Raw genomic sequence first — 22,461 nt, forward strand, 5'->3', positions numbered from 1 at the left:
GTATAAAGACAGTGTTGAGAGTAAAAACATCATCACTGTCTTTTTTCATGCAATGATTCTATTTTGCTTGCTTTTGCATATAGTAGTAAAAAATGCGAGGGTGATAGATTATGGAATTGAAAAAAAGAAAAGATCAATGGACAAAGGAAGATGATGAAAGACTAGCAGAAATCGTATTGCATAATGTGCAAAATGGCAAAACACAGCTAGAGGCCTTTGAAATGGCGGCCATAGAACTAGGTCGTACAAAACAAGCGTGTGGCTTCCGATGGAATAAAACATTGCGTGGTCAATATAGTCAGTCACTACTAGCTGTGCGAAATCAGCCCCAACAATCTATGCGAAGTCATTTGAAATTAGCGTTGACAAGTTTTGACGAATTAACGGAGGCTTATCAAACGCTTGAAATGAAGCATCGGGAATTGCAAAATGAGCATGAGAAGCTAGTGAAATGGCTTCAGCAAGGTTATTCATTAATGAAAGATTAAAATTATGATTACGTGGTTTTTGGAACATGAATTACATTGCTTTTCTTTTATGGACATAAAACCCTTTCTGTATATCGTCAATAATCAGTCTATCCTGTATAATAAAAGAACCTGCGTAGAAGGTGCCTTAGATGTATTCTAAGGCACCTTATTCTTATAGTTTTATGAAAGTATACTATTCAGAGGTGAAGCATCAGATGGGGGTTTTAAAGTCTGCTGTTATAGGAGGCACGCCAAAAAGTGCGTCACCCTTTTTGATGGTGTGAATAGTATTGTGTTGCTTCAAAGTATCACAGAGTGTTTTGAGTATTTTGGGATAATATGGATGTGGTGACATCGAGGAACATTGATCAGTAAAGTTGGAAAGGGTGTAGACAATGAAAGTAGCGATAATTGGAGCAGGGGCAGTTGGTCAATTAACAGCAAGTTTTTTAGCGGAGTCTGGTGTACCAGTAACGTTGGTTGCCAGAAGGCAGGAACAAGTAATTGAACTAAATGCCAAGAAGTTAACACGTATCAACGTTGATGGGACTAAAACTGTGCAAAGGATTGTTGCTACTACAGATTTGGCTAATCTACCAAAGCAAGATTTACTAGTGATTGCTGTTAAATACGGACATTTGCAAAAGCTCTACAATCAATTAGCCTTATTCTCAAGTGAAATGCCGTTGCTTTTTATGCAAAACGGCTTAGCGCATTTTGAGGAGGCACTACTCTTGCCACAAAAAAATATCGCCTTTGGTTCAGTGACCTTTGGAGCTCAATTGTTGGACTATTCAACGGTTCAACATAGAGGAGTAGGGCTATTTAAAATAGCAATAGAACGAGGAGAACACCAGGCTTTTCAACAGCTACTACAATTACAACGTTCCTTATTTCCTATTGAATTGGCTAGTAATGCAGAGCAAATGCTTTTTGCAAAAGCGGTACTTAATAGCTTAATTAATCCATTGACAGCTGTATTGCAAGTAAAGAACGGAGAGTTAGTGACTAATCAACAAGCATTTTTACTGCTAGAAAATATTTATCGAGAGCTTACGGAAGCTTTTGAAGATATTGAACACACCATATCTTTTAGTGATGTGATAGACTTATGTAGGAAAACGGCCAACAATACTTCATCTATGCTAGCGGATCGTCTGCAGGGGAGAAAAAGTGAAATCGAAACAATTGTTGGTGTCATTCTAAATAAAGCTTTAGCAAACGGTCATAATTTACCTACTTTGCGTACTTTATATCATCAAGTGCTTGCAATAGAGGAGAGCGGTGAAAGAAGTTGAAAGACCTTTTACATATAGTTATTAGTATCATTATTTTTTGTCCAATTGTTCTTTTCGTAATTGTTTATCTGATTGGCAGGAAAGTTAAAATTCGAGGCACACATGCTTTTGGAGCAGCCTCTGATGTTACGACATTGTGCTTGTTTTTTTCTGTTCCGTTAGCTATCGGTGTGCTTTGGTGTGTGAATGTTGGGGCGCTTTTAGTGATCCTTGCGATAATGATGGCCATGATTTTTACATATATTGATTGGCGGACTAAAAAGGAAATAGAAGTAAAGCCGTTATTAAAGAAAATTTGGCGTTTTTTATTCTTAATACTTAGTACAGCTTATCTAGTAATATGTATCGTGGGTGTTATCCAATCCATTATGGAATATTTACAGGTTGTCTAAGCATTTTCTTTTCATGTTGAAGCTTTAAGCGTTAAAATAATAGCATTAAAATAGTTATAAAAATCATTCTGTGGGGATGAGAATATGGATTGCATTCATAAACCTTCGAAACTAGAAGCGTAGTTCAGTGATATGAGGAAGTGAACCAGCGCATGTTTTTTTTCTACCGAAAGCAAAGTTAGGTATAGAAAATATTTCTCGAGGGAGAATGATGGCTTTTAAATCGAAATGTCTGCTGCAACATTGTTGCCTAAAAGCCGCTAATAGATGCCGCGGATTTTTTTGAGCAATTTGAATGTCAAGGCAACATTGAAAGCCTCATGTGCATAGTATGAATGAAATTCAATTTCTTGTTATGAGTAAGGAAATGATTTAGTGAGTAGAGGAGTTTATGTTAAATGAAACTGGAGTCAATCCAAGTACCTATAAAAAATCATGTACTAGCAGATTACTGGTCGCCAAATACTGCCATTCATCAATTTTTTGAGTATGAATACAATGATCAAGCTTTTGAGAAAAGAGCGGAGCATTTAGCGCGAAATTCCCGTGATCAAAAAGAGTTAACAACAATCATCCGTCAATTTATGGAGCCGCTGGGGTTATCCAAAAAAACGAATGAACATTTAGAACAACTAGAGCAAGGAGCTATGGTAATAGTTGGTGGACAACAAGCAGGTATCTTAACAGGCCCTCTTTACTCCGTTCATAAAGCTATTTCAGTTATTGCATTAGCGAAAGAGCAAAGTACGAAGCTTCAACAGCCTGTTATTCCTGTTTTCTGGATAGCTGGAGAAGATCATGACTTAGAAGAAATCAATCACACCTATACGGTACATGGGGAATTGCTGAAAAAAAGAGCTTATGGGGAGCGCTCTAGACGTAAAACGATGGCTTCTGCAACAGCCCTCAACAAAGAGTCGATGACGCAATTAATTAATACAATTATTCGTGATATTGGAGAAACAGAGTATACAGAAACGCTGATTAAGCAATTAGTTGACGCATTGAACAATAGTGAAACATTTACAGATTTCTTTGCCTGTCTAATGAATCAATTATTCAAAGAGGAAGGCTTATTATTAATCGATGCCGCTAACTTTCAATTCCGTCAATTTGAACATAAATATTTTGCTCAAATCATTCAATCCAATGAAGAAATTGCTAGAGTAGTAACGGAAAAGGAGCAAGAGCTTGAACGTGCTGGCTATGGTAAGCCTATTTTAGCAACATATGAAGCCGCCAATTTATTTTACGTAGAAGATGGGGAGCGACATCTTTTAGAAAGAAAAAATGATCTGTTTGTTAATTTAGCGGCAAACCTTAAATTTACACAAGAAGAGCTATTAGAAGTGGCGCATAATCATCCTGAACGTTTAAGTAATAACGTAGTAACTCGCCCATTGATGCAGGAGATGACATTGCCAGTATTAGCGTTTGTTGGAGGTCCAGGAGAGCTAGCTTATTGGGCGACACTGAAAAATGCATTTTCAGTGTTAGATTTACAAATGCCGATTTTTGCTCCGCGCCTACATATAACTATTGTCACTCGTCATGTAGAGCAATTATTACGCGAGCATCAACTAACTGTTACTGACGTATGGGAAGGGAAAGCATTACACCTGAAAGAACGTTTTATTGCAGATGTACAGGACAGTGAAGCCAAACGTCAAATTCAAGCTATGCAGCAGTTGTTAGTAGAAAAATATGAAGAGCTAGCCTCCTATTTAGAGAAACAGCATCTGCAATTAGATAAGATTCTTGAGAAAAATCAAGAAAATCATGCGAAGCAATTTGACTATCTACAGCAAAAAATTGAACAAACTGTATTGGGTAAGCATGAAACGACGATTCGTAAATTTATGACATTGCAAAATGAATTATATCCGAATGATGGTTTCCAAGAGAGATCCTTTAATCCGTATCAATATTTCAATGAGTTTGGACCTATGTTAATTACTGAAATGCTGAAGCAAAATTATAGCATCGGTAAACACCACTATTTACTTTATTTATAAAATTAATAAACAGATACTTTTTACCTAAGTAGTAATTTGATATCCTGTGAATTTGATGAATAATGTCGAGATAAATAGTATTTAAAGAGCTATCCTACCAGGGGTGGCTCTTTTTTTGTATCATTTAGCACATGTCAAAAAAATCCCTAAAGGTCTAATTGCATATTAAGTGATAAAATGTCAAGTTTTTTTTAAAAAAAGTGGAGGAAAGTGGGGGGATGTGGTACATTATTTAATAAAGTGGGGTGAGTAGTATGTTCATGGGAGAATATCAACACTCCGTTGATGCGAAAGGGCGATTAATCGTACCGGCAAAATTTCGTGAAGCTTTAGGCGAAACGTTTGTTGTCACAAGAGGTCTCGATAACTGTCTATTTGGCTATCCTATGAATGAATGGCGAAAACTCGAAGAGAAATTAAAAGGTTTACCAATGACCAAAAAAGATACACGAGCATTTGCGAGGTTTTTCTTTTCTGGAGCAACAGAGGTAGAGATAGACAAGCAGGGGCGTATCAACATCCCAGCTACCCTTATGCAGCATGCGCATCTAGTAAAAGAATGTGTGGTGTTGGGTGTTTCAAATCGAATCGAGATTTGGGCTAAGGATGCTTGGGAAGCTTACTTTAGTGAGTCTGAACAATCTTTTAATGAAATTGCAGAAAATATGATTGGCTTTGATTTTTAACTTGTAATAGGCATTACAACGTGATAGTTGAATGAGGTTAAGGCCTGAGAGGAGCGAGTGGTATGTTCGATCATACAACCGTGTTATTAAAAGAAACTGTTGATGGGTTGAACATAGATCCTGATGGTGTATATGTGGACTGTACACTAGGTGGTGCGGGACACAGTGAATATCTAGTACAACAATTATCAGATAAAGGCCGCTTAATTTGTTTTGATCAAGATATGACGGCTATTGAAAATGCGAAAATTCGATTAGCACCTTATATAGAGCGTGTTACATTTATCCATTCGAATTTCCGTTACTTAAAAGAAGAACTATTAGCTCATGGCATTAAGCAGGTTGATGGTATTTTATATGACTTAGGCGTATCTTCTCCACAATTAGATACACCTGAGAGAGGCTTTAGTTATCACCACGATGCACCACTTGATATGCGTATGGATCAAACTGCAACACTGACAGCATCAGATGTTGTTAATCAATGGGCATACGAAGATCTTGTTCGTATATTTTTCCGTTATGGAGAAGAAAAGTTTTCTAAACAAGTTGCCCGTAAAATTGAAGAGGCTCGAAAAACAGCACCGATTGAAACAACTGGTCAACTTGTAGAATTAATTAAAGAGGGTATTCCAGCAGCGGCACGCCGAAAAGGTGGACATCCGGCAAAGCGCATTTTCCAAGCAATAAGAATTGCTGTTAATGATGAGCTAGGCGCAGCAGAGGATTCATTAGTCGATGCGATTGATATGATTAACGTAGGGGGGCGCATTAGTGTCATTACGTTCCATTCATTGGAGGACCGCCTATGCAAGACAATCTTTAAGGAAGCGTCATCATTACCGGAATTACCGCCAAATTTACCTGTAATTCCTGATGACATGAAGCCAACTTTAAAGCTTATTACGCGAAAGCCTATTATTCCTTCTGATGAAGAATTGGCAGTTAATAATCGTGCGCGTTCAGCGAAGCTTAGAGTGGTGGAGAAAATTAACGACAAAGGGCGTGAGTAAATGGCAGCAGTTCGTGTAAGGCAACAGCACCAACATCAACAAGTGCAACAACCGATAACACCACCTAGTCCACAACCCACTATCATACGTCGTAAAAAAACGAACCAGAAGTTTGAAAAGACAATGCTAATTGTTTTAATTGGCATTATTGCTGTACTAGGAATACTTGTATTAAATAAACAAGCAGCGATTCAAACAACAAGTATAGACATTCAAAAAATCGAATCAGAAGCAGAAGAGATTGCGAAACAGAATGTTGACTTAACGGTTCGTGTAAGTGAACTTTCTACATACGAAAACATATGGAAAAAAGCCAAAGAACTCGGTTTAACTCAAAATGAGAAAAATGTAAAGGTAGTGCCGGGAGAATGAAAAAAAAGAGATTTCGATTCCAATGGGGAGCCTTTCTATTATTAATTTTTTATGGAGGGCTCTTTTTTCTATTATTCACAAGAATGGTGACATTACAGGCTACAGGTGAAGTGGAAGGACAAGAGCTTGCAGCGAGAGCAGCAGCTAAGTATGGTAAGGAAAGTGTAATTACAGCTAATCGTGGGAAAATTTATGATCAAAATGGACAAGTAATTGCAGAGGATACATTGAGTTATCGCATGATTGCCATTGTAAGCGAAAAGGCTACAACAGATCCAAAGAATCCTCGACATGTAGTGGATTCGGAGAAAACGGCAAAAGTACTAGCGAAATATATTCCAGCGATGAAGGAAAAGGAAGACGAGATTGTTAAAAAATTGAACAATCGATATAGAAGTGATGGTGAACCTTTATATCAAGTTGAGTTTGGTAGCGCAGGCCGTGGCATTAGTCACGAGGTCATGAGTAAAATAAAGGAAGAAAAATTACCAGGAATTCTCTTTGTGAGTGACTTAAAACGGTATTATCCAAATGGTGTATTTGCCTCTCATTTAATTGGCTATGCTCTCAAAAAAGATAATGAAGATGGCACGGTTACAACCAAGGGAGAAATGGGTCTAGAATATACGTATGATAAAGAATTAACAGGCGTTAATGGCAAAGTGGAATATGAGACAGATGCTTTCCGCTATTTGCTTCCAAACAGTGAGAAAATGATTACACCTGCAAAAAATGGGGACGACATTTATTTAACACTTGATAAAACAATCCAAAGCTTCTTAGAGGAAGCAATGACAAAGGTTGAACAGGAATATAATCCTGAGTCCATGACCGCGGTAGTAGCAGATCCGAAGACTGGAAAGATTTTAGCAATGTCACAGCGTCCTACATTTAACCCAGAAACACGTGAAAGTCAAAATATGAAGTGGCTGAATGAGGTGATTGAGGAGACAATTGAGCCTGGCTCAACGATGAAAACTTTCACGCTTGCTTCAGCTATCGATACGGGAAAATGGACACCGAATGACTCATTTAAATCAGGATCATATACAGTGTTTGACCGTACGATTCGAGATCACAATAGATATGGTTGGGGTTATATCACTTATTTACAAGGGTTCCAACGCTCTGCCAATACTGCTATGGCCCATTTATTAACAAAGATTGGCGATGATGTATTTATTGATTATCTAGACCGCTTTGGTTTTGGGCACAAAACGGGTATTGATTTACCGAATGAAGCAACAGGTACTATTTTATCGAAGTACCCTATTCAAAGAGTAACAACAACTTACGGCCAAGGTTCTACAGTAACACCTATTCAGTTAATCCAAGCGATGACTGCTATTGCGAATGATGGCAAGATGATGCAACCGTATGTTATCGACCGTATTGTTGATTCTTCTACTGGGAAAATTATTCAAAATCATGAGCCTGTTGAAAAAGGACAGCCGATTAAAGCTGATACAGCGAAACAAGTACGAGAAATCCTAGCTTCAACGTTAACATCAGAATATGGAACAGCTAAGGATTTTATATTGGAGGATTATGAGGTTGCAGGGAAAACGGGTACTGCCCAAATTCCGAAAGCTAGTGGTGGATATCTTTCAAACCAATACCTTTATTCATTTTTAGGTTTGGCTCCTGTAGATGATCCACAGCTAATTGTATATGTCTCAGTGAAAAAACCTAAGCTGAACAATGAGCTTGGATCTGTACCAGTATCAAAAGTCTTTAATCCAGTTATGTTAAATAGCTTAAAGCACCTTAATATCAACCCAGACGATGTTCAACATGTCAATAAAGTCAGTATTCAGGACTTTACAGGTCAAAGTGCTGAAGCGGTTGAAGTAGAATTAGCCAATGATGGTTTACAACCAATTGTTGTTGGTAGTGGTGGTAAAATTATTGAACAATATCCAACGAACACTCAAAAGCTGGTAAAAGGTAGTTTTGTATTTTTAAAGACAGATGGCGAGGTAACATTGCCTGACTTTACGAATTGGTCATTACGTAATTTACTAGTCTTCAAATCTATGACTGGACTAGAGATGGAAATATTCGGCGAAGGTTTTGTAGCAAGTCAAAGCGTTTCAGCTGGAACCGTCATCACTGATAGTTCCCCGATTGTTGTTAAGCTCAAAACACCTGCTGAAAGCTTTGTACAAGACGTTGAAGCTGCCTCTGAGGGTGAAGTTGAAGAAGTAGAGGATGAATAATACTGAATAGAAGTCCACTTTATTTCATACGTTGTAAAAAACAAGGTGTGATGTCGAATGAAGTGGATTTCTATCCATTCTAAAAAGCGTTTACGTATTTTATATGTGTTGTTTATGTGTGTAGCAGTGGCAATTGTTGTTAGGTTGTTCTTTTTGCAAGTGTTAGATCAAAAAGAATTGACTACTAAGGCAGAGGAGAACTGGGACAGGGAAATTCCATTTGCGAATGAACGAGGGCATATAACAGATCGAGATGGAGAGAGTATTGTAACTAATAAGCTAGCGCCTACTTTATATTTCATGCCTTCACAAAGTGATGATATTGAAGGAGCTGCTGAAAAAATTGCCCAGGTTCTAGAAGTGGATAAAGCGAAGCTATTAGAGAAAATGCAAAAAAAAGCGTACTTAGTGAAACTAGCACCTGAAGGCAAAAATATACCTTATGAAAAAGCAGTAGAATTACAAGGCATGCAAATTGAAGGATTGTATAGTGGTGTTGATTATTCTAGGGATTATCCTTATGGCACGCTATTATCTCGATTTTTAGGTTTTACGGGGTATGATGCCCAAGGATTAGCTGGGATTGAATATGAATATGATAAATTTCTGCAGGCTAATTCTTCTGCTATCCGTCTCTTTACAGATGCAAAAGGTAATAATTTGCCTAATGTTTCAAGTGCTTGGAAAGCAGGAGAAGATGGTGCTACGATTGAGCTAACAATTGACGTTGATGTACAGCAAGTCGTAGAGCGCGAAATATCGCAAGCAATGAAGCGCTATGAAGCTGACCAAGCACTAGCGATTGCGATGAATCCAAACACTGGCGAAATTTTGGCATTAGCCTCTTATCCTACTTTCCATCCAGCGGAATATCAATTAGTAGAGCCAGCCATCTACAATCGAAATTTACCTGTATGGATGACGTATGAGCCCGGTTCTACTTTTAAAATTATTACCCTTAGTGCTGCGTTGGAAGAAAACTTAGTGGATTTGGAGCATGAAACCTTTTATGATCCAGGTTATACGATGGTGGCGGGAGCAAAGCTTCGCTGTTGGAAACGTGAAGGACATGGGCATGAAACCTTTTTAGAGGTGGTTGAGAACTCTTGTAACCCAGGCTTTATAGAATTAGGTCAGCGTCTAGGCAATGAGCGATTACTACAATATATTAAAGACTTTGGTTTTGGAAAAAAGACAGGGTCTAATATAGCTGGTGAAGCATCGGGTATTTTATTTTCCAAGGATGCCTTTGGTCCTGTTGAGCAGGCCACCACTTCATTTGGGCAAGGGGTAGCCGTGACACCTATTCAACAAGTTCAAGCAGTAGCTGCTGCCATAAATGGAGGCAAGCTTTATACGCCATATGTTGTGAAAAAGGTATTTAATCCAAATACAGGTGAAGTCATACAAGAAACGCAACCAGTTGTTAAAAATCAGGTAATTCGTGAAGAAACCTCTGCTAAGGTTCGAGGTGCTTTGGAATCAGTAGTAGCGAATGGTTCAGGTCGACAAGCCTTTAGAGATGGACTGCGAATTGGTGGTAAAACTGGAACAGCGCAAAAAGTTGAAAATGGCCGTTATAAAAGTGGAGAATACATCGTATCCTTTATTGGCTTTGCACCAGCAGACAATCCGCAAATTGTTGTCTATGTAGCTGTTGACAATCCGAAAAAGACAACCCAGTTTGGTGGTGTTGTAGCAGCACCTATAGTGGGGCAAATTATTGAGGATGTTGCGCCTTTTGTAGGTATTGAAAAATCGAAGGAACAACTGGAAAAGGATTATCGTTATGGTGACCCAATTACTGTGAAGGTACCGAATTTTATTGGTCAAACAAAGGATGATATTGCCAAGCAATTTTATCCATTCCGTATTGAATGGCATGGAGAAGGGACTAAAATTGGTAATCAATTACCTGAAGTGGATAGTGTTATCAAACAAGATGGTACCATTCATTTATATTTGGAGAACTAAAATAACTTTACCTTTAAAAAATGGGAAAGAACCACTATTATTATGAAGGGTAGTAATAATAAAATGAAAGTTAATGCTTTTTTCTTAAAGAAGAAAGTGAAACAAGATTTAAAGGAGATTTTTCAATGAAACTCGCAACAACACTTACCATTTTAGCTCTTGCTTTTATAGTAACAGTTATCCTGGCACCAATTAGTATTCCACTTCTTCGTCGTCTAAAGTTTGGGCAAAGTATTCGAGAAGAGGGACCAAAATCACATATGAAAAAAGCTGGTACACCAACAATGGGGGGAATCATTTTCTTAATATCCATCCTCGTAACAACTGTTGGTGTAGGTAGCTTTTTAGATTTATTAACGACACAGACCGTAGTACTTTTATTAGTATTAGCAGGATTCGGCTTAATAGGTTTATTAGATGATGGTTTAAAGGTTGTATTTAAAAGAAATTTAGGTTTAACCTCTCTTCAAAAATTGATTGGTCAAATTGTTATTGCTATTCTTGCGTATTTCCTTCTACATGTAGGATCGTTTGATACAACGTTAGCTATTCCATTTACGGAGTGGACTATTGATCTAGATGTATTCTATGTAGCCTTTTTAATTTTTTGGTTAGTAGGCTTCTCCAATGCAGTGAATTTGACAGATGGACTAGACGGGCTAGTGGCGGGTACTGCCTCCATTGCCTTTGCAGCATTTGGTGTTATTGCGCTATTCCAAAGTCAGGCAGATATTGCACTATTTTCGTTTGCTGTAACAGGTGCTTTATTAGGCTTTTTATTATTTAATGCAAATCCTGCAAAGGTATTTATGGGGGATACGGGGTCATTAGCATTAGGTGGAGCATTAGCTATGGTATCTGTCTTAGTAAAAGAAGAATTCTTGCTTTTACTAGTTGGCTTAGTGTTTGTGATCGAAACACTTTCCGTTATTTTGCAGGTAGGTAGCTTTAAGCTGCGAAAAAAGCGTATTTTTAAAATGAGCCCTATTCATCATCATTTTGAATTATCGGGTTGGTCAGAATGGAAAGTAGTGCTTGTCTTCTGGTCAACTGCCTTAGCAGTAGCATTAATTGCAGTCTTATCGGAGGCGTTCTAATGAAAAACTATACAGATTTACAACATAAAAAAGTACTTGTATTAGGTCTAGCAAAAAGTGGTGTGGCCGCTGCTGAAATTTTACATGAGCTTGGTGCATTTGTAACAGTAAATGATTCAAAACCATTTGATGAAAGTCCAGATGCACAAGGGCTCTTACAGAAGGGGATTACAGTTATCTGTGGTCGCCATCCCGAAGATTTACTTGATGAAGGCTTTGAGTTAGTGGTAAAAAATCCAGGTATACCTTATAGCAATCGAATTGTGGCTGATGCCCTTAGTCGAGAGATTCCAGTCTGGACAGAGATTGAGCTAGCTTTTTTAATTAGTGATGCACCATTTATTGGTATAACAGGCTCAAATGGCAAAACAACGACGACAACTTTAATATTCGACATGTTAAGTAACGGAAGTAAAAATCCTTTAATTGCTGGAAATATTGGGACAGTTGCTTGTGGCGTCGCAAAAGAAGCTAATCAAGATGACATCATTGTAACAGAATTGTCTTCTTTCCAATTGATGGGGATTAAAACGTTTAAGCCTAAAATTGCTATTTTGACGAATCTTTATGATGCGCATCTAGACTATCATGGAACATTTAATAACTATGCTGAAGCGAAGTTTGGCGTAACTCGTAATCAAGATGACAGTGATTATTTTATTTATAATGCCGACCAACCGATAGTGGTTGGATATGCAGCACAATCTCATGCACAGAAGATTCCATTCAGTTCGAAGGGGCGTACTGCAAATGGGATTAGTGCAGATGATACAACAATTTATTGGCAAGGTGAACCATACATGGATCGCGCAAACATTGCCTTGCCTGGTAAGCATAATTTAGAAAATATCCTAGCAGCCGTGGCAGCCTGTATTTTAGTTGGCTGTGACAAAGAGAAGATGGAAGAGGTTTTAGCGACATTTGGTGGAGTTAGACACCGTACACAATTCGTACGTGAATGGAACGGTCGAAAGATTTACAACGACTCTAAGGCAACCAATTGCTTAGCGACAAAGAGTGCTTTAGATGCTTTCCAAGCTCCTGTCATTTTACTCGCAGGTGGCTTAGATCGTGGACATTCTTTCGAAGAGCTTCGCCCTTGTATGAGTCATGTAAAGGGTGTTGTTGCGTTTGGAGAAACTGGCTTACGATTTGTAGAATTTGCAAAATCGTGTGGTGTCCAACATACCGTCATTGCTCAAAATGTAGAAGACGCTGTCCAATATGCAGCACCGATGTCTGCAGAAGGAGATGTTATTTTACTATCTCCAGCATGTGCAAGTTGGGATCAATATGACAGCTTTGAAATACGTGGAGATGTTTTTATTGATGCTGTAATGAAGCTGTAATGAGCCTGTAACTATTTTAGAATATACTTGACTTGGAAGGATGGCATTACTGAGAGGTAAAGAAAGCTACTTATTGCTCGTCACAACTTTGATGCTATCAATAATCGGCATTATTTTCGTCTATTCTGCAGGTACCTATTGGAGTGCCGTTCATTATAGTGGAAAAATGCCGTTTTATATGAAGCAAAGCGTATACTTTGTGGTAGCCATTGTCGTATTTTTAATCACGATTCGATTAAATATTTTGAGAGAGCAGTCCTTTTGGAAAATGGCCTATATATTTTCGTTAATTTTACTCGTTCTCGTCCTGATTCCTGGTATAGGATTAGTGCGAAATGGTTCGCAAAGCTGGATTGGTGTAGGTCCATTAACAATACAGCCGGCAGAGCTAACGAAAATTACCGTCATTGTGTACTTGAGCCATATATTAGCCCAACATAAAACGGGCACTCCTGTTGTTAACTGGCGACATGGTTTTATCCTGTTACTTCCTGTTGTTCTTATCATGTTGCAGCCGGATTTTGGCTCAGTATTTATTCTCGTTGTATCTGTGTTTTTATTGTTTTTTGTCGCTGGCTATCCTCTAAAATTATACGCCATGATTATGCTAGCTGGTGTCGCTGGATTAGTAGGTCTCATAGCGACAGCGCCATATCGTCTAAAGCGTATAGAAGCATTTCTTGATCCATGGGCTGATCCCTTGGTTAGTGGGTTCCAAGCGGTGCAATCTTTAATGGCTATCGGTCCAGCAGGGATTTTTGGGCATGGCTTTGGACAAAGCCGACAAAAGTTTCTGTATTTACCAGAGCCTCAAAATGATTTTATTTACGCCATTATTTTAGAAGAAGTCGGATTGATTGGTGGCCTCGTTATTTTAGTGCTTTTTGTACTAACGATCTATGCAGGCTATAGATTTGCTGTACAGGCTAAAAACCGAACGTCCTATTATGCGATTATCGGGCTAGTCACAATGCTTATGGTGCAGGCTTTTCTAAATATAGCCGTAGTAATAGGTTTAGTGCCAGTAACGGGTGTTACATTACCTTTTATTAGCTATGGTGGAACATCTTTAGTAACAATGTGGTTAATAATAGGTATTATTTATCAATTAGCGAAATAAATATAAAGGAGGAGTACTTTTATGGAGAAAGTAATTGATATAGAAGAACGCATACCTACGCTAAAAAAGCGACGAAAAAAGCGTACAAACCGGAAATTTATAGTGCTAATATTACTTTTCTTTATTGTGTTAGCAGTACTCCTTTATTTTCAATCTCCATACAGTAACATCAATAAAATCACTGTCAATGGTGCGAAGCTAGCGAATGACCAATATTATTTGGAGGCAAGTACTCTTGCGCCAGGAAAATCAATGTGGAGTTTCAAAGTGGAAGATATTGAACAGATTTTATTAAAGGATAAATGGGTAAAAGAAGTACAGGTTAACCGTAACTGGTTACAAGGCGTAACAATTGATATTAAAGAATGGAAAAAAGTTGCGTACTTAGCTGGGGATGGGACTTATTATCCTTTGCTAGAAAACGGCAAGCGCTTTGAACAAACGGGAAATGATACACCCATTGATGCACCTGTTTTTATCGGGATAACTGGTGAAAAGACAATTAATAAGCTTGTTGAACAGCTAGCACAATTAAAGCCCGAAGTATTAGCTTTAATTTCTCAGGTTAACACGAATAGTAATGAAGCAAATCCAAATGCAGTCAAGCTTTATATGAATGATGGCTACGAAGTACGTGCTGTTATTCAGACACTAGCGGAAAAGTTAAATTACTACCCCTCTATCGTCGCACAAATTGCTAACTTAGAAAAAGGTGTGATTGATTTAGAGGTCGGTTCATACTATCGTCCTTTTAACGAGGAATACAACAAGATTAGTATTGACATGGAAGTAAATGCAGATGGTGAAATGGTTAACCAGGAAGTGACAGAAGATGAACAACAAGAAGACGAATAGCAAAGGTAGTTTTTTTACTAGAAAACAATTCGAATTACTAATTGTTTGTGTAACAACAGGATTTATCATCGGCTATTCATACAACCAGGCGAAAGATAATCGAGAAGCAGGCACTATTAATTCTGAGCTTTTTGAGCAAGAAGATTCTTATCGTGAGGAGCTAATCACTCAACAAGAGCGCAATAAAGAACTTACGGAAGAACTAAATCATTTACAAGAACAAATTCGGAAGTATGAAAAATCCTTTGCTTCAAACGAAAAGGACTACAAGAAGCTTGTTGAGCAAGCAGAAGATTTACGGCTTTTACTCGGTGAACTAAAGAGTGAGGGGAAGGGCATACGCATAACCCTTCAAGATGGAGACTATGATCCAAAATCCTTAAATCCAAATGACTATATTGTCCATGAAAGTCATGTATTTAAATTGTTAAATGAACTAAAAATTTCAGGCGCGCAAGCTATTGCTATTAATGGACAACGTGTATTAGCGAGTTCTTATATTCGCTGTAATGGCCCAGTAATAACAATTGATGGTACACAACATCCAGCTCCGTTTGTAATCGAAGCGGTTGGTGATTCAGATACATTAATAGCTTCTTTAAACTTAAACGGGGGCGTGGTGGATCAATTATTAAATGACAATATTGTTGTGTCACTTGAAGAAAATCAGAAGCTTACCATGCCAAAAGTAAAAATAGAAAGTTAGGACAAGTTCTATACTTTAAACTTCATGTTTAATTTAGCCTTCAGTTATATAGTCGATTGTAGAAAATTATACAATTCAAAGTCGTATTCTGAGGGGCATACGATACGTCTAGGAGGGGCTATTTTGAAAAGAAATATGTACACCCGAATAACGATCGTGCTATTTATTATCGGTTTGATGATAGCGGTACAATACAATACCATACAAAAACCAGCTGAGCGAGATACACGAGATATTTGGGCAATAAGAGAGGAATTAGCACAAGAAAAACAAAGACATTCCGCACTACTGGCAGAAATTCGCTCACTTCATGAAGTAGTGGATCGCTATGAGCAATCTGAAAAAGTAAATCAGCAAGCAGCTTTAAATGAAACATTAAATCGTTTAAAGCTACAAGCAGGATTAACAGAAGTTATAGGGCCAGGTGTTGTACTTCGAGTTGAACCTGCACCTGAACTGATAGAAATGGGCTATGAAATTAAAGAGATTTCACCCGATTTGTTAACTCAATTATTGAATACCCTTTTTAAGAACAATGCTACTAATGTCTCAATTGATGGTAATCGGGTAGTACAAACAACAGCCATACGGGATATTAATGGTAAGACAACAGTAAACAGTATACCACTGTCTTCGCCTTCATTTGAGATATTTGTTGGGACAAGCGATTATAAAGCAGCACAAAAAATGTATAATTCCTTGCAGGCCTCAACATTTATAGACTCATTTTATTTAGACAATTTTAATTTAGTAATTGAAGAACCAATTGAACAGTTACAAATTCCAGCATTTGATCAGCCGTTGACAAATGATTATTTAGCAGAGGTAAAAAAAGGAGATTAATATATGTGGCTACCATTTTTAGGTTTGGTATTTGGACTTGCCCTTGGCTTGTTAACAAATATACAAATCCCCTCTATGTATGAAAATTATCTGTCAATAGCTGTTTTAGCAGCTTTAGATACATTATTTGGAGGTATTCGTGCTCAATTACAGCAAGTTTACGATGATAAAGTTTTTGTATCAGGATTCTTTTTTAATATAGTTCTAGCAGCAGGATTAGCTTTTATAGGAGTGAATTTGGGGATAGATTTGTATTTAGCAGCGATTTTCGCTTTTGGAGTACGTTTATTCCAAAATATAGCAATTATTAGGCGTATATTACTAACTCGGTTAGATGAGAAACGTCACAAGCGAAAAAAAACTTCCATAGAATGAGAGAAAAATTGACCAAAATACTCGATTTGCTTAGACATTATGCCAAATTTACAATAGAATGAAAACAAGAGCATTTTTCAAGGAGGTGCAGCGAATTGAATCAGCAAGATTTATACATTTCCCTTGATATTGGGTCCTCCTCTGTCAAGGTATTAATAGGTGAAATGAGTGACGGGCAATTACATGTAATTGGCGTCGGAAATGTAAAGTCGAATGGAGTTCGAAAAGGTGCAATTGTTGATATTGATGCAACAGTACAATCTATTCGAAAAGCAATAGAACAGGCCGAACGAATGACTGGTTATCAAATCCATGAAGTCGTTTTAGGCGTTCCAGCTAACCAGACGATGTTACAGCTAGTTAAAGGTGTTGTCGCTGTAAATAGTGAAAATAGAGAAATTACAGATGATGATTTAGACAGAGTGGTAGAATCTGCACAAGTCATGTCAATACCTCCTGAACGTGAATTAGTTAACATCATTCCAAGACAGTTTATTGTGGACAACCTTGATGAAATTAAAGATCCTCGTGGTATGATTGGCATCCGTCTTGAAATGGATGCAACAATGATAACGACATCCAAAACGCTTTTACACAATGTTCTTCGCTGTGTTGAGCGAGCGGGTTTAAGTATACGAGAAATATATTTGCAGCCATTAGCATCAGGCTACTTTGCATTAACAGAAGATGAAAAAAGCCAAGGAACTGCCTTTATTGACTTAGGTGGCGGATCTACAACAATTGCAGTTTTTGAAGAGGGATTATTAACGCATACGGGTGTCATACCAGTTGGTGGTGATCATATAACGAAAGATATTTCAATCGTTTTAAAAACACCAACAGAACAAGCAGAACAAATTAAACACCAGTTTGGACACGCCTTTTATGATGACGCATCAGATGACGAACTCTTTGAAGTGCCTGTCGTGGGTACAGATTCTACTGATCAGTACAGCCAACGTTATATATCGGAGATTATTGGTGCTAGATTAGAAGAATTACTAGAGTTAGTTATAGATGAATTAGCACGTTTAGGTGTTAGAGATTTACCAGGCGGTGTAGTTTTAACTGGTGGTGTTGCAAAGCTTGAGGGGATTGCCCAATTAGCACGTCAAATTCTACAAACGCGTGTTAGAATCTATACACCCGATTATATCGGTGTTAGAGAGCCTTCATTTGCGACGGCAGTTGGACTTATTCGTTACGCCTATTTAGAAGATGATTTTTACGGTAAAAGTACGAATACGCAGCCTGTTGAATATGCAGTTGTAGGGGCTCAACCAGCTATAAGCAAAAAGCAAGAGTATTCTGCACCTTCAGAACCAAAAGAAAGCGTAATTGGGAGAGCAAAAAAATTATTTGATAAGTTTTTTGATTAACTAGAATGCGTAATGAATGATACAGAGTCGAGTTACCGTGGGAGGAAAAAGAGATGTTAGAATTTGATACAAGTGTTGATGAACTTGCAGTAATAAAGGTCATAGGTGTTGGTGGCGGCGGTAACAACGCTGTCAATCGAATGATAGAACATGGTGTACAAGGTGTTGACTTTATCGCAGTTAACACGGATGCTCAGGCATTAAATTTATCCAAAGCGGAAGTAAGGCTACAAATTGGGGCTAAATTAACGCGTGGATTAGGTGCAGGTGCAAATCCAGAAGTAGGAAAAAAAGCTGCTGAAGAGAGCAGAGAACAGCTAGAAGAGGTTTTACGAGGCGCCGATATGGTATTCGTGACTGCTGGTATGGGCGGTGGAACGGGTACTGGGGCAGCTCCAGTGATTGCACAAATTGCACGTGAATTGGGAGCCCTAACAGTAGGTGTTGTCACACGTCCATTTACTTTTGAAGGTCGTAAACGTCAAACACAAGCAATCGGTGGAATTGGCGGTATGAAAGAAGCAGTAGATACACTGATTGTGATACCAAACGACAAGTTACTACAAATAGTTGATAAATCAACACCAATGTTAGAAGCCTTTAGAGAAGCCGATAATGTATTACGTCAAGGTGTACAAGGTATTTCAGATTTAATTGCTACACCTGGTCTTATTAACTTAGACTTTGCAGACGTGAAAACGATTATGTCCAACAAAGGTTCAGCTTTAATGGGAATTGGTATTGCAACAGGTGAAAACAGAGCTTCTGAGGCTGCAAAGAAAGCTATTTCAAGTCCATTGCTTGAATCATCCATTGATGGTGCTAAAGGTGTCCTTATGAACATTACAGGTGGTTCAAATCTTAGCTTATTTGAAGTACAAGAAGCAGCAGATATCGTAGCTTCTGCATCAGATGAAGAGGTAAATATGATTTTCGGTTCTGTAATTAATGAAAATCTTAAAGATGAAATCATTGTTACAGTTATTGCGACAGGCTTCACAGAGGAAGCTTTACAGCAACAACGACCTACAGCAAAACCGACACTTAATATGAACAGACAATCTGCTCCACAGCAACAAGCACCTATTCGTGAACAACGACAAGAAATGCATGTTCAACATGAGCAGCCACGTCAAAATCAGCAAAATTATGCACAGGATGACATGCTTGAGGTTCCGGCATTTTTACGTAACCGCAAAAATCGTGGTTAATTAACTTCTAAAAAGCTCGTATTTTACATATGTAAAATACGAGCTTTTTATATTGTCTGCCATGATGTTCAAATGTGTAAGGAAACCATGTTTTTTGTCAAAACATTTTTAGGAAATGATGCGATTGTTTGACAATATTTGTGGGAGTAACGTGCTAACTTTGTAAGTAGGAGGCGGCTGTTATGTATGGAGAATGGCTGGTGCTCATTAATACGCTTTTTAATCTAGCGATACTCACGTTTACGGCAAGAGTAACAGGAGTCCTTGTAAAAAATTCAAGATTATTAATGAGTTCTATTTGTAGTAGTTTTGTAGCTGTCATTGGCGGTCAAATGCTGTGGACGACAATTCTTAGTTTTATATTGTTAATTGGTATAGCGTTTCACTTTAAGATTCGAAGCTTTCAGAAGCAAGGACCTATTGTGTTAACAGCAACGATCGTTATTGGCGGATTGTTAACAGCACTACAACCTTTTTTAAAAAATCTTTCTTCCACCCATTTCATTATGATTTGCTTTTTGCTTGCAGTTTTAAATCTTATTGCATTTTATAAGCAATGGGGTTTTGTAAAATTAGAACGCTTAAGTGGTCAATTTGTATTTGATACAACTTTAACAATCTTTGGGGCAAAGATACCACTTTCTGCCTTTGTAGATACAGGAAATCAAGCCATTGAGCCATTATCAGGAAAGCCGGTTCATTTTGTTTCCTATACTGCTTTGAGACCACATTTACCTTCAGCGTTCCGGGAATCATTAATGGAATGGCAAGAAACAGATCCGTACAATGTATCTATGTTTTCAGAAGATTATCAGCGTTATATACGATTTATTCATGTCAATACAGTACAGCAGCAAACCGTTGTCCTTGGTTTTCGCTTTGATGAGTGGCATATAAAGGGGGAGCCTTCGCAAGTGAAAATGAATGAATATATCGTATTAACCAAAAAAGCTAAAAATTTTCCACATAGCACAGCAGCAATTTTACATTTTTCAGCGCTTTCAAATAACTCATAGAGGGGGAGAACTATTGCTTCTTAGGCTACTTGCTAGCTTGAAAAAATTATGGAGTAAGTTTCGGAGTCGTGAAACGTACTATATAGGGGGAAATGATTCATTGCCAGTGCCATTAAGTCGAGAAGAAGAAGTTACAGTCATTGCATCCTTTATGAATGGTGATTTACGAGCTAGAGACACACTAATTGAACGTAATTTACGTCTTGTTGTTTATATTGCTAGACGTTTTGATAATACGGGAACGCCAATCGAAGACTTAATCAGTATTGGCTCCATTGGTTTAATAAAAGCAATTGAGACGTTCAATACGGATAAAAATATTAAGCTTGCAACATACGCATCACGCTGTATTGAAAATGAAATTTTAATGCATTTACGAAAAACAAGTCGTATGAAGGGTGAAGTATCCTTAGATGAGCCACTAAATTCTGATGCAGATGGAAATGAATTATTACTGTCAGATATTTTAGGAACAGAAGAGCATATTATTTTAGATAATGTGGAGAAAAAAATTGAACGTCAGCATATGTTCCACGCTATTAATTTACTAGGTGCGCGTGAACGTTATATTATGGAATGTCGCTTTGGTCTCAATGGAAAAGTTGAAATGACACAAAAAGAAGTTGCAGATCATTTAGGCATATCGCAATCATATATTTCCCGTTTAGAAAAGAAAATTATTCAAGATTTACGTGAAAATTTAAATCAACCAATTTCTTAGAAAGGGAAATTTATCCTACCTAAAATTGGTCGCAGCTTTTGTGCATATTCTTGTTTCTCTCGGACAAACTGATGTCACGGTTTAGTCAGAGAATAACATCCGGAGGAATCGAATATGCGAACAAAAGTAGATCTTTGCGGCTTAGATACATCGACTTTGCCAATTCTAAAGCACGAGGAAATGAAGGAACTCTTTATCCGATTACAAGCTGGAGAAACAGAGATTAGAGAAGAGCTTGTGATGTGCAATTTAAGGTTAGTGCTTAGTATTGTCGGTAGATTTGCCTATAGAGGTGAACAGGCAGATGATTTATTTCAAGTAGGCTGTATTGGCCTCATGAAAGCCATTGATCATTTTGATTTAAAGCATAATGTACGATTTTCGACATATGCTGTACCAATGATTATTGGTGAAATTCGTCGCCATCTGCGTGATCATCATGCATTACGTGTATCTCGCTCTCTAAGAGATATAGCTTATAAGGCAATGCAGGCAAAAGAGCAATGGATAACCGATAATTTGCGAGAACCAACGATTGAAGAAATTGCCGAGATGATTGACATGAAAAAGGAAGACGTTTTATTTGCTTTAGATGCCATTCAAGATCCAGTTTCATTACAGGAACCCATTTATTCAGATGGCGGAGATGCTGTTTATATGATGGACCAATTACGTGATGATGATGTATCAGAAGATCAATGGGTTGCCTATGTGTCGGTAAAGGAAAGCTTGCAAAAGCTAGATGAACGTCAGCAAATGATCGTTGCCAAACGATTTTATTATGGAGAGACCCAAACTGAGATTGCCAAAGAACTTGGGATTTCTCAAGCACAAATTTCACGTCTTGAAAAAAATGCAATTGAAACAATGCAAAAAGATTACAAATAAAAAAATGCGCATCGTATAATTCGGTGCGCATTTTATCTTCATTCAATGAACAAATGATACATAAATATAAAGTAACAGCAAAGTTTGATGGTAGTAGAAATGTTTATACGAAAGTAAACAATAGAGGAGGTATGTCATTGCGTTTTTCGATGTTACAACAAAAAGAAGTCATTGAAGCAGGAAATGGACGATTTATAGGCTTTGTCATAGATGCTGAAGTATCAAAAGAAACAGGCTATGTGACAGCATTTTTGATTGCAGAGCCTCGCAAATATCTTGGTTTTTTTAAAGGTGAAGAGTCTGTGAGAAAAGTGTATATGAAGGATGTGCTTGTTGTTGGTAAGGATGTCATTTTAGTCAAAGCCCTTTCCTAAGACATAGGCACATTAAAATTGTGAGAATTGTATGCTGACATAGGTCAGGCTATTCATTGATAAATCAAGCATTGCTTGTTACAATAAA

The 22,461-nt window shown here is 37.7% G+C and carries 22 protein-coding genes; all 22 read left to right on the plus strand.

What is annotated here, in order from left to right; all coding sequences use genetic code 11:
- Window positions 1-110 precede the first annotated feature (110 nt).
- The 22 genes from MKY76_RS04730 (at window position 111) to MKY76_RS04835 (ending at window position 22,373) form a co-directional block, all read left to right on the plus strand.
- A complete protein-coding gene (locus tag MKY76_RS04730; RefSeq protein ID WP_004224822.1) occupies window positions 111-488 on the plus strand; it encodes a transcriptional regulator in 378 nt (125 codons plus the stop codon).
- Window positions 489-865: 377 nt separating this feature from the next.
- Window positions 866-1,768, plus strand: coding sequence for a 2-dehydropantoate 2-reductase (locus tag MKY76_RS04735; RefSeq protein WP_342557477.1), 903 nt, complete (start codon window positions 866-868; stop codon window positions 1,766-1,768).
- Entirely contained in the window at window positions 1,765-2,160 is a 396-nt protein-coding gene (locus MKY76_RS04740) for a DUF3397 domain-containing protein (protein ID WP_328023693.1), read from the plus strand. The genes MKY76_RS04735 and MKY76_RS04740 overlap by 4 nt, the downstream gene beginning before the upstream one ends.
- A 398-nt stretch (window positions 2,161-2,558) precedes the next feature.
- Complete coding sequence (bshC, locus tag MKY76_RS04745) at window positions 2,559-4,175, plus strand: bacillithiol biosynthesis cysteine-adding enzyme BshC (protein WP_048394671.1); 1,617 nt, start codon at window positions 2,559-2,561, stop codon at window positions 4,173-4,175.
- A gap of 254 nt (window positions 4,176-4,429) precedes the next feature.
- Entirely contained in the window at window positions 4,430-4,861 is a 432-nt protein-coding gene (gene mraZ / locus MKY76_RS04750; protein ID WP_004224832.1) for a division/cell wall cluster transcriptional repressor MraZ, read from the plus strand.
- 62 nt (window positions 4,862-4,923) lie between these two features.
- Window positions 4,924-5,874 (plus strand): 16S rRNA (cytosine(1402)-N(4))-methyltransferase RsmH, encoded by a 951-nt coding sequence (gene rsmH, locus MKY76_RS04755; protein WP_048394669.1) that lies wholly within the window; start codon window positions 4,924-4,926, stop codon window positions 5,872-5,874.
- Window positions 5,875-6,246: a cell division protein FtsL gene (ftsL, locus tag MKY76_RS04760; RefSeq protein ID WP_004224836.1), complete on the plus strand. Its 372-nt coding sequence runs from the start codon at window positions 5,875-5,877 to the stop codon at window positions 6,244-6,246.
- Window positions 6,243-8,465 carry a penicillin-binding protein gene (locus tag MKY76_RS04765; protein WP_328023690.1) on the plus strand — a complete coding sequence of 741 codons (2,223 nt, stop codon included), beginning with the start codon at window positions 6,243-6,245 and terminating at the stop codon, window positions 8,463-8,465. Before ftsL ends, MKY76_RS04765 begins: the two co-directional genes overlap by 4 nt.
- Before the next feature lie 57 nt (window positions 8,466-8,522).
- Window positions 8,523-10,439, plus strand: coding sequence for a stage V sporulation protein D (locus MKY76_RS04770; protein ID WP_048394665.1), 1,917 nt, complete (start codon window positions 8,523-8,525; stop codon window positions 10,437-10,439).
- A gap of 125 nt (window positions 10,440-10,564) precedes the next feature.
- Complete coding sequence (mraY, locus tag MKY76_RS04775) at window positions 10,565-11,536, plus strand: phospho-N-acetylmuramoyl-pentapeptide-transferase (RefSeq protein WP_048394663.1); 972 nt, start codon at window positions 10,565-10,567, stop codon at window positions 11,534-11,536.
- Complete coding sequence (murD, locus tag MKY76_RS04780; RefSeq protein WP_048394660.1) at window positions 11,536-12,885, plus strand: UDP-N-acetylmuramoyl-L-alanine--D-glutamate ligase; 1,350 nt, start codon at window positions 11,536-11,538, stop codon at window positions 12,883-12,885. Before mraY ends, murD begins: the two co-directional genes overlap by 1 nt.
- A gap of 40 nt (window positions 12,886-12,925) precedes the next feature.
- On the plus strand, window positions 12,926-14,005 hold the full coding sequence (ftsW, locus tag MKY76_RS04785) for a putative lipid II flippase FtsW (protein ID WP_048394659.1): 1,080 nt from the start codon (window positions 12,926-12,928) through the stop codon (window positions 14,003-14,005).
- Window positions 14,006-14,026: 21 nt separating this feature from the next.
- Complete coding sequence (locus tag MKY76_RS04790; protein ID WP_048394656.1) at window positions 14,027-14,860, plus strand: cell division protein FtsQ/DivIB; 834 nt, start codon at window positions 14,027-14,029, stop codon at window positions 14,858-14,860.
- On the plus strand, window positions 14,838-15,566 hold the full coding sequence (locus tag MKY76_RS04795; protein WP_048394654.1) for a DUF881 domain-containing protein: 729 nt from the start codon (window positions 14,838-14,840) through the stop codon (window positions 15,564-15,566). The genes MKY76_RS04790 and MKY76_RS04795 overlap by 23 nt, the downstream gene beginning before the upstream one ends.
- Window positions 15,567-15,689: 123 nt before the next feature.
- On the plus strand, window positions 15,690-16,409 hold the full coding sequence (locus tag MKY76_RS04800) for a DUF881 domain-containing protein (protein WP_036077135.1): 720 nt from the start codon (window positions 15,690-15,692) through the stop codon (window positions 16,407-16,409).
- Between the two features lie 3 nt (window positions 16,410-16,412).
- Window positions 16,413-16,784, plus strand: coding sequence for a small basic family protein (locus MKY76_RS04805; protein ID WP_048394651.1), 372 nt, complete (start codon window positions 16,413-16,415; stop codon window positions 16,782-16,784).
- A 95-nt stretch (window positions 16,785-16,879) separates the two neighbouring features.
- Window positions 16,880-18,163, plus strand: coding sequence for a cell division protein FtsA (ftsA, locus tag MKY76_RS04810; RefSeq protein WP_342557478.1), 1,284 nt, complete (start codon window positions 16,880-16,882; stop codon window positions 18,161-18,163).
- Window positions 18,164-18,216: 53 nt separating this feature from the next.
- Window positions 18,217-19,374 carry a cell division protein FtsZ gene (gene ftsZ, locus MKY76_RS04815; RefSeq protein WP_004224858.1) on the plus strand — a complete coding sequence of 386 codons (1,158 nt, stop codon included), beginning with the start codon at window positions 18,217-18,219 and terminating at the stop codon, window positions 19,372-19,374.
- A gap of 182 nt (window positions 19,375-19,556) precedes the next feature.
- Entirely contained in the window at window positions 19,557-20,390 is an 834-nt protein-coding gene (locus tag MKY76_RS04820; protein ID WP_054549862.1) for a sigma-E processing peptidase SpoIIGA, read from the plus strand.
- Between the two features lie 13 nt (window positions 20,391-20,403).
- A complete protein-coding gene (sigE, locus tag MKY76_RS04825) occupies window positions 20,404-21,111 on the plus strand; it encodes an RNA polymerase sporulation sigma factor SigE (protein ID WP_009373518.1) in 708 nt (235 codons plus the stop codon).
- A gap of 114 nt (window positions 21,112-21,225) precedes the next feature.
- Entirely contained in the window at window positions 21,226-21,999 is a 774-nt protein-coding gene (gene sigG / locus MKY76_RS04830; protein ID WP_004227313.1) for an RNA polymerase sporulation sigma factor SigG, read from the plus strand.
- Window positions 22,000-22,130: 131 nt separating this feature from the next.
- Window positions 22,131-22,373 (plus strand): YlmC/YmxH family sporulation protein, encoded by a 243-nt coding sequence (locus MKY76_RS04835; RefSeq protein ID WP_225340754.1) that lies wholly within the window; start codon window positions 22,131-22,133, stop codon window positions 22,371-22,373.
- The last annotated feature ends 88 nt before the right edge of the window (window positions 22,374-22,461 follow it).

It is taken from the genome of Lysinibacillus sp. FSL P4-0201, from assembly GCF_038593425.1.
GTDB lineage: Bacteria > Bacillota > Bacilli > Bacillales_A > Planococcaceae > Lysinibacillus > Lysinibacillus capsici.

Bases quoted from the DNA above. Each gene is read 5' to 3' on its own strand.
- MKY76_RS04730 (WP_004224822.1), top strand. From the start codon at position 111: ATGGAATTGAAAAAAAGAAAAGATCAATGGACAAAGGAAGATGATGAA.
- MKY76_RS04735 (WP_342557477.1), top strand. From the start codon at position 866: ATGAAAGTAGCGATAATTGGAGCAGGGGCAGTTGGTCAATTAACAGCA.
- bshC (WP_048394671.1), top strand. From the start codon at position 2,559: ATGAAACTGGAGTCAATCCAAGTACCTATAAAAAATCATGTACTAGCA.
- mraZ (WP_004224832.1), top strand. From the start codon at position 4,430: ATGTTCATGGGAGAATATCAACACTCCGTTGATGCGAAAGGGCGATTA.
- rsmH (WP_048394669.1), top strand. From the start codon at position 4,924: ATGTTCGATCATACAACCGTGTTATTAAAAGAAACTGTTGATGGGTTG.
- ftsL (WP_004224836.1), top strand. From the start codon at position 5,875: ATGGCAGCAGTTCGTGTAAGGCAACAGCACCAACATCAACAAGTGCAA.
- MKY76_RS04765 (WP_328023690.1), top strand. From the start codon at position 6,243: ATGAAAAAAAAGAGATTTCGATTCCAATGGGGAGCCTTTCTATTATTA.
- MKY76_RS04770 (WP_048394665.1), top strand. From the start codon at position 8,523: ATGAAGTGGATTTCTATCCATTCTAAAAAGCGTTTACGTATTTTATAT.
- mraY (WP_048394663.1), top strand. From the start codon at position 10,565: ATGAAACTCGCAACAACACTTACCATTTTAGCTCTTGCTTTTATAGTA.
- murD (WP_048394660.1), top strand. From the start codon at position 11,536: ATGAAAAACTATACAGATTTACAACATAAAAAAGTACTTGTATTAGGT.
- ftsW (WP_048394659.1), top strand. From the start codon at position 12,926: ATGGCATTACTGAGAGGTAAAGAAAGCTACTTATTGCTCGTCACAACT.
- MKY76_RS04790 (WP_048394656.1), top strand. From the start codon at position 14,027: ATGGAGAAAGTAATTGATATAGAAGAACGCATACCTACGCTAAAAAAG.
- MKY76_RS04795 (WP_048394654.1), top strand. From the start codon at position 14,838: ATGAACAACAAGAAGACGAATAGCAAAGGTAGTTTTTTTACTAGAAAA.
- MKY76_RS04805 (WP_048394651.1), top strand. From the start codon at position 16,413: ATGTGGCTACCATTTTTAGGTTTGGTATTTGGACTTGCCCTTGGCTTG.
- ftsZ (WP_004224858.1), top strand. From the start codon at position 18,217: ATGTTAGAATTTGATACAAGTGTTGATGAACTTGCAGTAATAAAGGTC.
- MKY76_RS04820 (WP_054549862.1), top strand. From the start codon at position 19,557: ATGTATGGAGAATGGCTGGTGCTCATTAATACGCTTTTTAATCTAGCG.
- sigG (WP_004227313.1), top strand. From the start codon at position 21,226: ATGCGAACAAAAGTAGATCTTTGCGGCTTAGATACATCGACTTTGCCA.
- MKY76_RS04835 (WP_225340754.1), top strand. From the start codon at position 22,131: ATGTCATTGCGTTTTTCGATGTTACAACAAAAAGAAGTCATTGAAGCA.